Source organism: Cyclobacterium xiamenense (assembly GCF_042140265.1).
Lineage (GTDB): Bacteria > Bacteroidota > Bacteroidia > Cytophagales > Cyclobacteriaceae > Cyclobacterium > Cyclobacterium xiamenense_A.
This window is the reverse complement of record NZ_CP159481.1, coordinates 2,682,602-2,698,132: the sequence shown is the minus strand read 5'-3', so window position 1 is coordinate 2,698,132 and position 15,531 is coordinate 2,682,602. Positions and strand designations below refer to the sequence as shown.

The window sequence follows — 15,531 nt, the reverse complement described above, 5'->3', positions numbered from 1 at the left end:
GTTTACTAGCAATGATAATAACTCGATACTATTTTGTTTAAAAATTCGCTTTGATCCCCCGCCCAGTGGCGATCGGAAAAAATCTCCACCTCATTAAATCCGGAAAAACCGGCCTCCTCAGCCCATCCGCGAATGGTTGGTATGTCAATGCATCCTTCGCCCATCAGGCCTCTGTCGTTCAGAAAATCTATGGTTGGGCTCATCCAGTCACAAATATGAAAAGCGAAAAGGTTGCCATTCTGCCCACAACGGAGCAACTCTACTCGCAGGTCAGGATCCCACCAAAGGTGGTAGACGTCCGCAGCGACCCCTACGTAGGCTGAGCCGATTGTTTCTGCCATTTCATTGGCCTGACGCAAGGTGTTTACTGCAGAACGGGTGTCGGCATACATGGGGTGAAGTGGCTCAATGGCTAATTTTACCCCATGCTCGATCGCATGAGGCAAAACCTTTTCGATACCTTCCCTGATTTGTTTTCGAGAGGTTTCCAGGGACTGACCCGGATCGGCTCCACATACCAGGACAATCATCGGGGCTCCCAGAGCCGCGGCTTCCTCTACCGCTTTAAGGTTGTCCTGAATGGCCAGCTCCCGGTTTCGCGCCGAAACCGCCGGAAAAAAACCGCCCCTTACCAGGGATACGATTTCCAAACCATGACTCCGGATTCGATCCCCCGCAGCGGCGATATCACGCCCCCCAAGGTATTGTCTCCAGACAGATATCCCTTTTACCCCTGCCCTTTCGTAATTCTCCGCTGCCTCCTCAAGACTCCATGGCTTGGTAGTAATGGTGTGTATACACAGCTTGCTCAGATCGGTGATAGTTTGTACACTCATGACAGACAATTGAAGAAGGTGTAATAGGGATCCTTATCCACGATCCGTTGTACATAAAGGGCCAGCTCCCGGGCATGGTAATCACCCCACATGCTGGATTCGTTGCAGGCGATTTTTTGTCCTCTGGGTACATTATCCCAGCCGTTTGGTTGGTGATAGATCGAATGGAGCAGGATACCCTGATGGTCTTTGTCGGTACTTAGGTAGGGTTCCTCCAAAAGCGTTTTCAAAACCGTCAATCCTGCCTGCCAGTACTTTTTCGCCTTTTCCGTCTGTCCCTTGCGCTCCAGGTAGTGCCCGAGTCGCAATAGCCCCTGCGCACCTATGGCAGCAGCGGAACTATCCACCGGTTCGTAGGCATTGTACGGATCAGCCGGGTTATCCAGGTAGTCGCCTAATTTGTGTAGATTGGGCGCGCCAGTATCCCAATACGGCACTCCATCTATCGGCGTGTGGTCGATGTAAAAATCGCAACTCGCCGTCGCTGCTTTTAGCAGGAAGGCCTCGATTTCCACGGGGGATCCATAGGCCTTTAATGCATCATCTGACAGGGTATCAATGTATTCCAGTTCCTCGGCAAAACCGCACATGGCCCAGGCAAGCCCTCTTGTCCAGGTAGAAAATCCCGTGTATCCCTGCTGAGAATTGGGGCACCTGAAATTACCATCCCGGGTATTGAAAACACTCTCGTGGGCCGTCCTACCCCAGATGTCGTATCGGTCTCTATCCTCACCATAAAACACGGAATAATCGGCGGTGGCTTTGGCGTGCTGCAGGCCTCTTACCAATAGGTTTACCTTCTTATCGTTCTCCTCCTGTAGCACATGCCCCAGGCTGTAGCTCAACATGAGGATTCGGACGGTTCGAATGGTATCCACAAAGAGGGAATGGGGACCGTTAAACGAATGTATAAAACCTCCCTCTGGAATGCTGGTCCACCTGCTGGCCTGCACGGCACCGGATATTTTCAGGGCCAATTCGTAAAAATTCTTTTCCCATTCGTTGTAAGGAATTTTTTCCTCTACCATGAGCCGAAGGAGATTCCCGTACGTACTCACATTATTGAAACCGTGGTCGTGTACGCCGGTATGGCTGATATGTGGCGCCATCAATTGCAGCGTCTTCATCTTTCCTTTTTCCAGAAATTCCATGTCCCCGGTCGCGTCGAATTGCAAAATGGAAGAACCAAATTGAAAACCCTGGGTCCACTCGGTCCATCCCCGAGTCGTATACTTTCCATCCTTGGTGAATACCGGCGAACCCTGGTTTTGGGGATACTCCTTTTCAATCGCATGGATTTTCGCGGCAGAGAGTTCCCAGAAACGCCCAAGCGCTTTTTTCAGGTCAGTGGGTTGAATTTCAAAATCTATTGCTATCATATTTTTAAATGGGTTTAAAATTGTTCCGGATAACCGGTGAAAGTACCAGAATTCGAAATTTAAATCGGATTCAAAACATCCAACCTTGTACTTTTAACTTTCACGGATAAAGGTATCTTTAAATTAAGTTCATAGAAAGGTATTTTTTAGACTAAAGCTGGTACTTTTCATTTTCCAACCTCCTAAAGTCTGAGGGAGATTTTCCGGTTTTCCGTTTGAATATTCTGCTGAAGTACGATGGATCCTGGTAGTTCAACTGATACGCGATTTCTTTGTTGGAGAGATCCGTATAAATTAAATAGCGTTTTGCTTGCAGCATGAGCCGGTCAAGAATTACCTCACCCGCTGTAAATCCGGTGATGTTTTTCACATGTTTGTTTAGTAGGGAGGGGCTCATGGCCATTAGTGATGCATATTCCTGTACCTGATGAACCTGCCGAAACCGCTGCTCCACCAATGCATTAAATTGCTGAACCAATGAAAAATGAGGATCTAAGGTCTTGCTTTTATCGGCAAAATACCGCAAATAATACTGCTTGCATTTCAGCAGGAATATTTGCAAATAATGTCGAAGGATATCTGCGGAGAAACTATTCCAATGGAGGTATTCTTTTCGTAATGAACGAATGAGGAGAAGGAGCTCATTAAAGTCCGCCTGGGTCAAATTCAAAATCGGTACCAGGGTAGGGTTGTTAAAAAAGGGCAAGTGGAACAAAACGTCTTCGTTTCCTGGATCCAGTCCGTAAAACTCCCTGGAAAACACCATCAGGTACCCATGGTAGTTGTTTTCCCTACTGATCAAATGAATCTGTCCCGGTGAAAGGAAATGCACGCTGTTCGAATGAATCGGATGTGATTCAAAATCAATTTCATGCTTTCCCGCACCGGTTATAAACACGCAGATTTCGTAGTATTTATGCCGGTGGGGCCGATCCGTTTCATGGGGATACGTGCTGTTCTGGATGGTTTTTCCCTGAACTTCGTACATTTGAAAGGCCCGTTGATTGGTATTCGTTGGCATTTCATACGTTTTTATCGGTTCTCCCATGGACCTTTTTTCTTTTTTTTCGAAGTTACGGAAAATTCGAAAAAGGAGCGTTTACAAATTGTCAATACATAGGCGAAACTTGGGTATTCATTTATAAATTCGTGCCATATTTCGCCATATAATTATCAATTGTATATTTTTTTCAAATAATTGTTCAGTAATTTTTAATTTTAACCGGGCTACAGTATCTTTGAAATAACAAAGAAAGACAAAAGGTCTTTATACACTGTAGGGTGATGAAACAGGCAGACATGCCCTCCTGTCTCGAGGGTGGGGGCCACAGGATAAAGCAAGTAGCGAGCTCGTATTTTGCCTAACTGCCCCGTGGAGGTTCGAATCCTTCTCCTACAGCAGGTTATTTTGGGTTTATTGTTAATTGACTAAAGCTATGAGACAATGTTTCATAGCTTTTTTGATTTTCAAGGAGTTCTTACTCTTTCTTTCGGGTTGGATGCTCGTTGGTACCGATTTTTTCGCTAGAAGCGGTTGGGATACCTCATCCTCCGGCTGATTCAACCCCTGTACAACGCGTTCCCCTTCCTTCACTCCACGCAAGGCACCACCTGAACGGGAATTCGGTATTATTGGCCTAAAATCAACGATACGGAGTCTGCTTTGGTCCGAACTTTTAACCAGGATTTTAGTCGATCCGTTTCGAGCGCTTCCGGAACATTGGAAAAAGTAGCAACAGCAACCAAGATCGTGTCTTGACGGTCTTCCAGCAGATTGGCCACCACGGTTCGGTTTACCGAAAATGCAATCAAATCCTTGTGATTGATCCGGGCTTCCTGTGCCAGGTCTACGACCATTCCTGTAGAGGCTGCATACCGAGCGACCTCGCGTTCCAGAAATGCAATTTTCTGATCCTTGTCTCGAACCATGGATTCGTTGCGTTCATAGAGGTCTTTCAATACATCAGAACGGAGCACATTCATGTCCATACCACTATCTCCGCTCTGTTTCACCGAAAGATACGTCCTGTTTAACTTAAAGGCCTCCGTCTTTTTTTGGATACTGGAGATCAACTCTTCGTTGATACGCTGGCCGACCATCACCACTTCGATCGTGCTGCTGTCCGGATCATACTGGTAGCTGCTTGTGATAATTTGGGTGCTTGGAAAATCGAATTCTCGCTGAACAAACTCCTTGGCCGATTTTTCCCAAAGGGTTCGTTTCACTATGTTGTAGGCAAGATAAATACTTGGCACAATTGTAATCACAATAAAAATGGTAATGTAGTTACGAACGCGTTTTTCGCGTTGATTGTCGAGGAACTCCTTTTTGGGAAAACCCATAAACCGAACGATCAGGTAGGTAGATAGGCTGATGAAAACCGAGTTAATAAAAAACAGGTAAAAGGCACCCAGAAAATAATACAGGTTCCAGGTAGCGAGGCCATACCCTGCCGTACAGAGGGGTGGCATCAATGCGGTGGCAATGGCTACCCCCGGGATGGCATTGCTTTTTTCCTTTCTTGACCCAGCTATTATCCCTACCAGACCACCGAAAAGTGCAATCAATACGTCCCAAATGGTCGGCTCAGTTCTGGCAAGCAACTCGGATTGCGCATCAGCCAGCGGAGTAAATGAAAAATACAGGGTAGAAGTCATGATACTGATCAGTACAGCAATTCCGAGATTTTTCATCGACTTCTTTATCAATTCAAAATCGTTGACTCCCGCCGCCATTCCGATTCCCATGATGGGGCCCATCAAGGGAGAAATTAACATGGCCCCGATGATTACTGCTGTAGAATTGACGTTCAATCCCACCGAGGCCACCAAAATCGCAAAAATCAGGATCCAGAGATTTGCCCCACGGAACTCCACATTTTTTCGAATGTACTCGATGGTTTCCAATTCATCCTCTTTGCCTTCCTGAAGGTCAAATCGATCTCTGATAAAAGTCAGAAAGCCAGCAATTCTCTCGGACAAGGCGTTAAGTTGGTGTCGTTCGTTTGTCATCAAATCGGGTAAAAGAAACAGCTGCAAGTTACCTAAAAAACCATTTGCTATAAAAAATATGTGTAAACAAAAAAGCAGGAGAACCTCTCCTGCTTTTTATTTTTGAAAACTAAACCAACTATTATTTAACTACCATAATGCGAACAAAATTAATAATAACTGAGATAAATCAAAATTTCAGCGAAAAAAAGTCGCTGAAAGTTTACTTTTTACTACCTACTTTGTACAGAATCCCCAATGCCAGCGCCTGACTCACCTGTACTCCCTGGTCCTGATCCAGGTCATACAGAGCAATCCCATTCAGCGTCACGTTGATGATATTGGTTATCTTAGCCGTCAACGTTACGTCCAGGCGGTGATCGATGGTATCAAATGCGAGGGTTTCGTAATTGGCAAAAAGCGCGTACCTGGTCTTCAGGTTAAGGTTTTCGCTTAGATTCTTGTCGAGGCTGGCAAAGACGTTCATGGCTAACCATTCGATACGTACGGTTTCGCCCGGTAAAACCCCATAATTTGAGGGTACGTTATTAATGATTTCGGAATCAGTGACAAACGTAAAACGGGGTGATAGGGGACCAATCCGAACGAAAAAGGTCTCATTGGGTTTGTACTCAAATCCCAGCGAGGAGGTCAGAAATCCCGGAGCCATGAATTTCGAAATCAGCGTCCGGGTACCATCGTCATTGTAGTTGTATCCTTCGGCGAATTGAGTGAGGTAATTTGCGGAAAAGTAGGTAGACCAACGTTTACTCATTTTATATCCCAATTTGGAATCCAGAAAAATCCTATCGTTCGATTTTCTGGTTTGTTCTCCCTCGTTTCGCACAATACCAAATAACAACTCCATCTCACTGTCCCAGGAAAAACGATCTTTGTTATAGGCAACTTTACCGGCTACAATGCTTCCAAAGGCTACGGAGTTCACGCCCCCGGCCTTCCAGTTGCTACTAAACCCTGCCTGATTGAAATTAAGACCGGCGCTGAATTCAGACTGCCAGAAAGTGGTATCTTTTTCACTGGCCGGTGCCTCCGCTTCCTGAGCCACCAGCGCCCGGCAAAACATCATGGTAGCGACCAGCGTGAATAAATAGGTTTTCATGGAAAATTTGTTTGGTTGGAACATGTAATGTGACAATTTATACAGTTGTTGCAAAGGTGTACGTTTAATTTTGCGTGTAGAAACATAAAATAATTTGCAAAGTTATGGAAAATCAAACAGAAGAAACACTGATTGTTCGGGATTTTCTCGCAAGACAACGAACGAAACTAGCCAATGACCGTACCCTTTTGTCGTATATTCGCACAAGTTTATATTTCATCGTAAGTGGCACTGCCCTGATTAAGGTGGAGGATCTGGAAAATGTCAAAGATCTGGGATACCTTTCTTTTTTGATCAGTGTGGTCTTATTGATACTTGGTTTCATCAATTTCTTTCGTTTAAAAAAGAAATTACAAAAGGGTAACTACCAAAGGATGTAGTTTTATTTACCTGCTTTTTGATCTACCGGGAGTTTGGTAAGCTATTTGCACCAGTAGTATCCGAACCAAACTTTTACAAACCATGAAAATTTTAGGAATTGTTCTAATCGTCGTTGGCATTGTCATGTTTTTAGTTACGGGCATCTCCTATACCACTGAAGAAACCGTCATTGATGCAGGGCCAATCGAAATAAATGCAGAAAACGAAGAATCTCTAAACTGGCCGCCCTACGCGGGAGGAATCGCTGTAATCGCGGGGTTTGTGCTCCTGGCAGTAGGGAATAAAAAGTAAAATAATCGTATCTTTCGCTCACCATTTTCTACTGCCTTTATCGGTAGGATCGAAGGAGTTGCTTGTTCGGACGTTATTGGTCCGAGGCATGCGACTCCTTTTACAATGGGTAGCAACGAAAAGTTGATCACGCAACCGCCTTCCTTTGAAATTTGCAGCAGTAGATATAGGTTCCAACGCAGTCCGCCTTCAGGTCACCCAAGTTCATTATTTCCGGGGCCAGCATTCCTTTAAAAAACTGGAGTACCTTCGGTTCCCGTTGCGCCTCGGCAATGACGTCTTTCTAAACCGGGAAATCTCGGAGGAAAACCAATATACGTTTAAAGAATTAATGAAGGCCTTTCGCATTCTGATTAACTTGTATGGGGTTGACGACTACATGGCATGTGCCACTTCCGCCATGCGCGAGGCGCGCAACGGAAAAAAACTGGTAACAGAGGTCCGGGAAGAGGTCGGTCTGGTGATCAACATTATTGATGGTAACAAAGAAGCAGAATTGATCAAAAAATCGCTCGGAAGTCACATTGACCGCAAAACCTACCTTCATATAGACGTTGGGGGAGGAAGTACAGAGCTAAATGTATTCAAAAAAGGAGAAAAAGTTGCCGCGAAATCGTTTAAAATTGGCTCGGTTCGTACCTTGGGTAAGGATGTACCCCTTGGCGTGCTTCGTCAAATGAAGGAATTTATTCTGAGCCAATTGTCCGAAGAAAAAACCGTTTTTGGAATCGGTACCGGAGGAAATATCAACAAGGTTTTCGATTTGTCAAGGCCTCAAAAACGTGACAATTATCTATCGATCGAGAAGATGCGAGAGATCCTCAGACTGTTGGAAAACTATCAGAAGGAGGAAAAAATAAATCTACTGCAGTTGAATGAAGACCGTGCGGATGTAATCGTTCCCGCGACCAAAATATACCTTGCAGCATTTGATACGGCTCGTGTACAGCGAATCAAAGTGCCAGAACTTGGACTGAAAGACGGCATGCTGCTCCATCTTTTTGAACGAAATCTGCGCAAGTAAGCAAATTACTACCCGCCCGGTCACAAGGGAACGTTTCAGCAAGTACTATTCTATAAGCCGAACGTCCTCAATCATGTCCGGCTTTAGTTCAAAGAATTTCTGATGAATATTGAAGGGGTCCTCCCCTTCCATCGGGTGTTTGCTAATATATTGCCCGTCCTCCTGCATGACATAGGCGTTTTCATTGTCCTTCAGATTGTACCGCAAGATATTCATCAGTTGTTTTTGCAAGAATTCGTTTTCAACCCTAAAAAGTGACTCCAGGCGTTTATCAAAACTTCGAACCATGGCATCCGCACTTCCCACATAGGTGCGATAGTCACCGTTGTTATGAAAATGATAAATTCGGGAATGTTCAAGGAAATCTCCCACGATGGAAATTACTTCAATATTTTCACTCAAGCCTTGCCTTCCCGGACGCAAACAACAAATTCCCCGTACAATCAACTTTATAGGAACCCCAGCCTGAGAGGCCTTGTACAAGGCAAAGATAAATTCCGAGTCTTCGAGGGAATTGATTTTGATAAAAATTCCCGACGGCAATCCCTTGCTTGCATTTTCCGCTTCTGTCTCAATAAACTCGATCAGATTGTTCCGCATGTCCCGCGGTGAGGTAATCAGATTCTGGTAGTTCGTCGGCGCTGAATGTCCGGTAATTACATTAAAAAACTCCGAAACGTCATTGGCAAGGGTCTCGTTCGTCGTCAATAAGCCAATATCTGTGTAGATGCGGCTCGTTTCTTCGTTGTAGTTACCGGAACCCACGTGAACATACCGCGTCACTTTATTTTCCTCCTTTTTGACAATAAGCATCAACTTGGTGTGAGTTTTGAAATTACTTACCCCATAAATAACAAAGCAACCTGCTTTTTGCATTTTTTTGGCCTCGCGGATATTGTTCTCCTCGTCAAACCGGGCTTTCACCTCAAAAAGTACAGAGACGTGCTTGCCATTTTCAACGGCTTTTAACAAAGCACCAACGATCCGGGAATTTTTAGCGAGCCGGTAAATCGTCATTTTTATTGCCATTACATGAGGATCATCCGCGGCTTTATCAAGCAGCTCCAGGATGGGCTCCATGTCGTTGTAGGGATGATGCAGCAAGACATCCTTGTGTTTCAATACTTGAAAAATATCCTCGGATGCGGCTTCCGGATAGGACAGCGGCGGTACCGGAGCGGGAGTCGGCGGTATTTTGTCTTTAAACCGTTTGTTTCCGATAACCTGCCAAAGCCCGGTAAAGTCCATCAGGCTTTTTCGTTCAATTTTAAAGATGCTATCGTCACTCAGCGTCCAGCGCTGTTTCAGCAAATTAACCATCCATTTGCTGTACCCCTCCTCAATCTCTATACGAACCACCCGACCGGTCTTTCGCTCGTTAAGTTTCCTTTTTACCTCCTCCAGGAAGTTGGAATCCATGTCCTCACTTTCTTCCAGGGTGAAATCTCCATTCCGCGTGATTCGAAAGAGATTTACCGACTCGATCGTTACGTTTCGAAACAAGGAAACCAGGTGCTCCCGAATCATTTCCTCAATCGGGACATAGATCATTTGATCCTCCCGTTCCAGCTCAAAAAAACGTGGAATGTTGGAAGGAATCTGTACAAAGGAAAGCTTTTTATTGTCCTTCTTTTCCCCCGGACCAATGGTGACCACCCCAAAAATCAACAATTTGTTCATCAAAATCGGAAAGGTATGGTAGCCATCGAATACCATGGGGGTCAGCATGGGGTACACGGCCTTGTAGTAATAGTCTTTGATGGTCTTTTGTTCTTCCTCCCGCAAATTTCGCACATTACTCAGCAAGAATCCAGCCTCCTGGGTTTTCCCCAACAGCTCTTTTACGAACTGATGCTGGAGACGCTTGTGAAACCGCTGGGATTCAATCATCAACTTCTTTTTGAAATCATCCTCTCTCAGTCCCGAATAATCAATGCGAACTTTATCGTAGTCCAGGTAATTGTACAGGGAACCAACCCGAATCATAAAAAACTCGTCTAGGTTTGAGGCAGCAATCGCCAAAAATTTGAACTTTTCGAAAATATTGCGCTTATCCTTTTTAATTTGATCAAAAACCCGTTCGTTAAACTTAAGCCAGCTCAGGTCCCGGCTGATAAGTTTACTGTTTTTTATGGTTTCTTCCGTTTTATCATGTTGGATCAGTTTCATAACTTCTCGTTTTTACAGGGAAAAAAGTAGGCCAATGATAACAAATTAATCGAATAATAAAAAAAGGGCGTAACGCCCTTTTTTTATAAAATGAACGTATTCCTACAGTGATCAGGTATCAATCTTAGCGTATTTCGCATTTTTTTCGATAAAATCCCGGCGCGGAGCTACTTCGTCTCCCATAAGCATGCTGAATAGGTGATCGGCTTCTGCCGCGGAGTCGATGGTAACGCGCTTCAGGGTTCGCGTTTCCGGATCCATCGTCGTCGTCCAAAGCTGTTCCGGATTCATCTCTCCCAACCCTTTGTACCGCTGTATCCCTACGCTGTCAACTTTACCGTCGGGTGCCAATTCTTGCGTCACGGCTTTTCGCTCCTCCTCGGTCCAGCAATAGCGTTCTTCCTTTCCGCGTTTAAGCAGATACAGGGGAGGAAGTGCTATGTATACGTAGCCATTTTCGATCAGGTTCCTCATGTATCGGAAAAACAACGTTAAAATAAGGGTCCGGATATGGGAACCATCGATGTCCGCATCCGTCATGATGATGATCTTATGATACCGCAGGTGCGAGAGGTCGAGCTCTTTTTCGTCATTGGCTGTTCCGAATTTTACGCCAAGTGCGGTTAGAATATTTTTTATCTCGTCGTTGTCATAAATTTTATGTTCGTGCGCCTTTTCTACGTTTAGTATTTTTCCTTTCAAAGGCAGAATAGCTTGAAAATCCCTATCTCTTCCCTGCTTTGCCGAACCACCCGCAGAGTCTCCCTCTACCAAATACAACTCACAAATGGAGGGATCCGAATTGGCGCAATCGGCAAGCTTTCCCGGAAGCCCTCCTCCCCCGAGAACGTTTTTGCGCTGCACCATTTCCCGGGCCTTTTTCGCTGCGTGGCGTGCCTGTGCAGCAAGTACAACTTTACCCACAATGATTTTCGCCTCTTTGGGATGTTCCTCTAGCCAGAATTGGAGCGTTTCCGACACGGCGGTATCTACTGCTCCGGTTACGTCAGAATTACCCAATTTGGTTTTCGTTTGTCCTTCAAATTGAGGCTCGGCGACTTTCACCGAAATGACCGCAGTCAACCCTTCACGAAAATCATCTCCGGAGATATCGATTTTTACTTTATCCAGCATGCCGGATTTATCCGCATAGCTTTTTAACGTTCGGGTAAGTGCACGCCTAAAGCCAGAAACGTGCGTCCCTCCCTCGTAGGTATTGATGGTATTTACATAGGATACCACGTTTTCGGTGTAGGAATTATTATACCCCATGGCCACCTGGACCGGAACGTTGTTTTTCTCCGTTTCAATGTATATCGGGCTTTCGATGATCTTCTGTTTGTTTTCGTCCAGGTATTCGACGAATTCAACCAGGCCACCTTCCGAAAAAAACTCATCCGACCGAAAATTTCCATCCTCGTCTTTTTCTCGCAGATCCTTTAAAAATAAGCGAATGCCCGCATTCAAAAAGGACATCTCACGAAGTCGGGTGGCAATCGTTTCGTACTTAAAATCCAACACTTGGAAAATCTCGTGATCGGGCTTGAAATGAATATGCGTGCCGCGGCTTTCGGTCTCTCCCACTTCGCGCACGGAATACTGTGGAACGCCGCGCACGTACTCCTGCTCAAAAATCTTTCCTCCACGGTGCACGGTTGCTTTTAAGGAAGAAGATAGCGCATTCACACAGGACACGCCCACTCCATGAAGACCACCCGAAACCTTGTACGTATCTTTATCGAATTTACCACCAGCATGAAGCACTGTCATGACCACTTCCAAGGCCGAACGGTTCTCCTTTGTATGCAGATCAGTGGGAATCCCCCTGCCGTTATCCTGTACGGTGACGGAACTGTCCGCTTCAATGGTTACAGAAATGGTATCGCAGTGTCCTGCCAGGGCCTCGTCAATGGAGTTGTCGACAACCTCCCAGATCAAATGATGCAGTCCTTTTACTCCGATATCTCCAATGTACATCGCAGGTCGCTTCCTGACCGCTTCCAATCCTTCTAAAACCTGAATATTTTGGGCTGAGTAATCCTTTCGATTTCCGTCTTTTTTTTCGTTCATAACATGTATCAAACGCCCTTTTTTTGATAAAAAAAGCTATTTTCTCATTGAATAATCAACCTGCAATATTACGCAAAAAATTCGAGAGCACATACCTTTTTACGGAAGTAAATTGCCCCGCCACCGGAAATCCGTTTTATAGAAAGTCCTTGCTAAAATGCCTCCTACGAATACTTAAGCTTTCGTTCGATCCCGCATAGTCCGCTATGGCAGGAATTTATCGTTTTTAGCATTTCACTACTTTTTTTAGGCCGATGGTTTACACTTTAAAACTTTTGTTTATTTTATAATAACATAATTTAAACAAATCCTATTTTGCAAAAGTTTACCATTTTGAAATTTTCATAATCCCATTTCTTATTTTAAACAAAAATATTTATGAACACTTTATTAACTGCTGATTTGGTTGGTCTGGACAAGATCATCAATAGCGACCCGGTAGCCATCACCTTCTTTATCGGGTACATGGCTATGTTTGCTTCTGCTGTGTTTTTCATCGTCGAACGAGGTTCGGTGGATGGAAAATGGAAAACATCCCTCTTGGTATCTGCGCTCATTACAGGGATCGCAGCGGTCCACTACTACTACATGCGGGATTTTTACCTGGAAACCGGCCAAAGCCCTACCGCATTTCGCTACGTAGACTGGACACTGACCGTGCCTTTGATGTGTGTGGAGTTTTACCTGCTCACCAAGCCTTTCGGCGCCAAAGGAGCTACCCTATTCAAATTGATCGTCGCTTCACTAGTGATGTTGGTGACCGGATATATCGGGGAAACCTCCGGAATCGATAACAACATCTTGTGGGGTGTTTTTTCTACCCTTGGCTACTTGTACATTGTGTATGAAGTGTTCGCGGGAGATGTCGCAAAGCTTGCAAAAACATCGGACAGCCCGGCGTTGGGCCGCTCCATGTTCTTATTGAAGATTTTCATCACGCTGGGGTGGTCCATTTATCCCATCGGCTACATGGTACTGCCAGGAAACTTGCTTTCCGGCGCGTTCGAAGTAAGCAGCATCGATCTGTTCTACAACCTTGCTGATGCCATCAACAAAATCGGTTTTGGCTTGGTGATTTACACCGTCGCCATTTCTGAAACGGCTAAAAGTCGAAGCGCTGCCGCGTAACCATTTGCAAAGCTGTTCCAACGCGTGTTGGGACAGCTTTTTCAATGACCGATTTTGAAAGTCCCCACACATACGCTACCCATGAACGCTCCCAAATTAACCTATGATTTCATTATTACAGGATTCGGCTGTGCGGGAATGAGTCTCTTACACTATTTGCTAAACAGCCGTCTGAAACATGCTTCCATTTTGGTAGTCGATCCGTCAGATAAAACCGTAAACGATCGCACCTGGTGCTATTGGGCGGAAGAGCCACTGGAAATTCACCCCAAAAACACACCGATTGTTTGCTGGGAAAACATCAGCATTCGACTTGGTAAACAGGAAGTGAAAAAACAACTGGGTGAAGTAAAGTATTTTCATATCAAATCCTCCGACTTTTATACCGAAATAATCAAACGGGTACAGGCGCATTCCAACGTTCATTTTACCAACGATGCGGTCTGTAACATTCATGAAAATCCAACCGGGCAGGTCGCCGTGAGTACCTCCAAAAACGGGACTTACTTTGGTAAGAAGGTATTTAACAGCATTCCGGATACTCGTTTTTTTCAATCGGACAGGACTACATTGAAACAGGTTTTCGTCGGTTGGAAGGTCACGACAGCACAACCCTGCTTTGATAAGAGCACCGCGGTGATGATGAATTTTTTAAACGATTCCAATGAAAAAACCGATTTCTTCTACCTACTCCCTTTTAGTGAGCGAGAGGCATTGATCGAATACACGGTATTTACGACGGAGAAACTCCAGTATGGCGATATGGAGCCCAAACTACGCAACTATATCGAAAAAAACCTTGGTCAGAAAACGTACGAGGTAAGCTTTCGGGAAGAGGGGACGATACCCATGACCACACGAGTAAGTGCCGGATCCGGAAGTCCTCATATTACCCATTTGGGTACACTGGCCGGATGCAGCAAAGCAAGCACCGGCTACACCTTTCACACCATTCAAAAACATTGCAAATTCCTTGTGGAAAAACTTGAACGCGCTGAGCAGTCTGGCCATGCGGGCTGGGAACGAAAAAAGCGATTTGCCTTTTATGACAACATCATTCTCAATATTGCGAAAAAGTGGCCCGGTGCGCTCCCGGGAGTCTTTTTTAACCTATTCGAATCGAATGCCGGAACCGACATTCTTCGTTTTTTGAACGAAGAGTCAAATTTTTTGAATGAATTAAAACTACTTTCCCGATTGAAATTTTCCATATTCATCAAATCGCTACTTCACTATGAGAAGCATTGAATACGGTGGAAAATTAGCAGGTATCGCAATCGCTCTGGTCTATTTGTGTTTTTTTCAAGATCAGCCAGTCTTTGAATGGGTGCTCATTGGGGTCATTTTGATCACCGTAGGGATCCCCCACGGTTCCTTGGATCACTTGCTGCAAAATCCCAAAATTAGTAATAAAAATCTGGTGAAGTTTATTGGAAAGTACCTGACTATCATCCTCGTTTATCTGGCTGTCTGGTTGCTCGTGCCTTTCCCCGCCCTGCTGGCTTTTTTAGGTATGTCAGCATATCATTTCGGGCAGAGTCATTTTCTCCGTACCCCCATTTGGCATCTGAAAAAAACCACCTATCTGCTCACCGGCACATTCTACCTGAGTATAATTTTTTGGGGTGATTTCGCCGCAACAACAGAAATTCTCAGCGGAATCTTCGATGCTTCACCCCTCGCCGGTTTTGGCTGGTACCTGATCATCGGAAGTTTTGTCAGTGCTGCGGTCCTGATCGTCCGAAACCTACCGAATAAGTGGTGGCCCCACCTGGCGGAAATGATTCTGATGGGATACCTTTTTTATCAACTGCCGCTGTTGTTGGGATTCATTCTCTATTTTGGTTTCTGGCATGCACTTCCCAGCATGCAGGTAGAATATAGCGCCTTGAAACAACATTTAGGGTCGCAGCAACTGAAGGCATTCGTGGGGAAGATGATCCCATTCACCGGAGCAAGTATTCTCGGAATGGCCGCTATCCTGTTCGTACTTTACCCCCGCAGCAGCACGGAAGAGCTCATTCTTTTGTTTTTCGTATTGGTATCGCTCATTTCGGCGCCGCACATATGGTACATGAATCACTTCTTGGAATCACGGGAGGCATAAACCTGAAAGATGAAATTGACCTTCTGTCGTGTGAT

13 protein-coding genes are annotated in these 15,531 nt (G+C 45.1%); 6 read left to right on the top strand and 7 right to left on the bottom strand.

The features are described 5' to 3' along the window. Positions 1–5: 5 nt before the first annotated feature. The 5 genes from ABWH99_RS11330 to ABWH99_RS11310 form a co-directional block, all read right to left on the bottom strand. Positions 6–836 (bottom strand): sugar phosphate isomerase/epimerase family protein, encoded by an 831-nt coding sequence (locus tag ABWH99_RS11330; RefSeq protein ID WP_375586386.1) that lies wholly within the window; start codon positions 834–836, stop codon positions 6–8. After that, positions 833–2,215, bottom strand: a complete 1,383-nt coding sequence (locus tag ABWH99_RS11325; protein WP_375586385.1) for a glycosyl hydrolase — start codon at positions 2,213–2,215, stop codon at positions 833–835. The genes ABWH99_RS11330 and ABWH99_RS11325 overlap by 4 nt, the downstream gene beginning before the upstream one ends. Positions 2,216–2,366: 151 nt before the next feature. Further along, complete coding sequence (locus tag ABWH99_RS11320; protein WP_375586384.1) at positions 2,367–3,263, bottom strand: helix-turn-helix domain-containing protein; 897 nt, start codon at positions 3,261–3,263, stop codon at positions 2,367–2,369. Positions 3,264–3,844: 581 nt separating this feature from the next. Continuing rightward, a complete protein-coding gene (locus ABWH99_RS11315) occupies positions 3,845–5,227 on the bottom strand; it encodes a TIGR00341 family protein (protein WP_375586383.1) in 1,383 nt (460 codons plus the stop codon). 202 nt (positions 5,228–5,429) lie between these two features. Further along, complete coding sequence (locus tag ABWH99_RS11310) at positions 5,430–6,326, bottom strand: DUF3078 domain-containing protein (protein WP_375586382.1); 897 nt, start codon at positions 6,324–6,326, stop codon at positions 5,430–5,432. 104 nt (positions 6,327–6,430) lie between these two features. On the opposite strand from ABWH99_RS11310, the gene ABWH99_RS11305 reads away from it, so the two are divergent. The 3 genes from ABWH99_RS11305 (at position 6,431) to ABWH99_RS11295 (ending at position 8,022) form a co-directional block, all read left to right on the top strand. After that, the gene (locus ABWH99_RS11305; protein WP_375586381.1) at positions 6,431–6,706 is read left to right on the top strand and encodes a DUF202 domain-containing protein; all 276 of its coding nucleotides are present in this window, start codon (positions 6,431–6,433) and stop codon (positions 6,704–6,706) included. An 82-nt stretch (positions 6,707–6,788) separates the two neighbouring features. Then, complete coding sequence (locus ABWH99_RS11300) at positions 6,789–6,998, top strand: hypothetical protein (RefSeq protein WP_375586380.1); 210 nt, start codon at positions 6,789–6,791, stop codon at positions 6,996–6,998. Positions 6,999–7,143: 145 nt separating this feature from the next. Next, entirely contained in the window at positions 7,144–8,022 is an 879-nt protein-coding gene (locus ABWH99_RS11295) for a Ppx/GppA phosphatase family protein (protein ID WP_375586379.1), read from the top strand. A 45-nt stretch (positions 8,023–8,067) separates the two neighbouring features. Here ABWH99_RS11295 and ppk1 read toward each other — a convergent pair whose 3' ends face one another. Both ppk1 and gyrB read right to left on the bottom strand, forming a co-directional pair. Further along, a complete protein-coding gene (ppk1, locus tag ABWH99_RS11290) occupies positions 8,068–10,191 on the bottom strand; it encodes a polyphosphate kinase 1 (protein WP_375586378.1) in 2,124 nt (707 codons plus the stop codon). Between the two features lie 111 nt (positions 10,192–10,302). Then, the gene (gyrB, locus tag ABWH99_RS11285) at positions 10,303–12,261 is read right to left on the bottom strand and encodes a DNA topoisomerase (ATP-hydrolyzing) subunit B (protein WP_375586377.1); all 1,959 of its coding nucleotides are present in this window, start codon (positions 12,259–12,261) and stop codon (positions 10,303–10,305) included. A gap of 378 nt (positions 12,262–12,639) precedes the next feature. Between gyrB and ABWH99_RS11280 the strand changes: the two genes are divergently transcribed. The 3 genes from ABWH99_RS11280 to ABWH99_RS11270 all read left to right on the top strand — a co-directional run bounded on the left by ABWH99_RS11280 (position 12,640) and on the right by ABWH99_RS11270 (position 15,496). Beyond that, on the top strand, positions 12,640–13,389 hold the full coding sequence (locus ABWH99_RS11280; RefSeq protein ID WP_375586376.1) for a bacteriorhodopsin: 750 nt from the start codon (positions 12,640–12,642) through the stop codon (positions 13,387–13,389). 81 nt (positions 13,390–13,470) lie between these two features. Next, positions 13,471–14,637, top strand: a complete 1,167-nt coding sequence (locus ABWH99_RS11275; RefSeq protein ID WP_375586375.1) for a lycopene cyclase family protein — start codon at positions 13,471–13,473, stop codon at positions 14,635–14,637. Continuing rightward, a complete protein-coding gene (locus ABWH99_RS11270) occupies positions 14,624–15,496 on the top strand; it encodes a Brp/Blh family beta-carotene 15,15'-dioxygenase (protein ID WP_375586374.1) in 873 nt (290 codons plus the stop codon). Before ABWH99_RS11275 ends, ABWH99_RS11270 begins: the two co-directional genes overlap by 14 nt. Positions 15,497–15,531 lie beyond the last annotated feature (35 nt).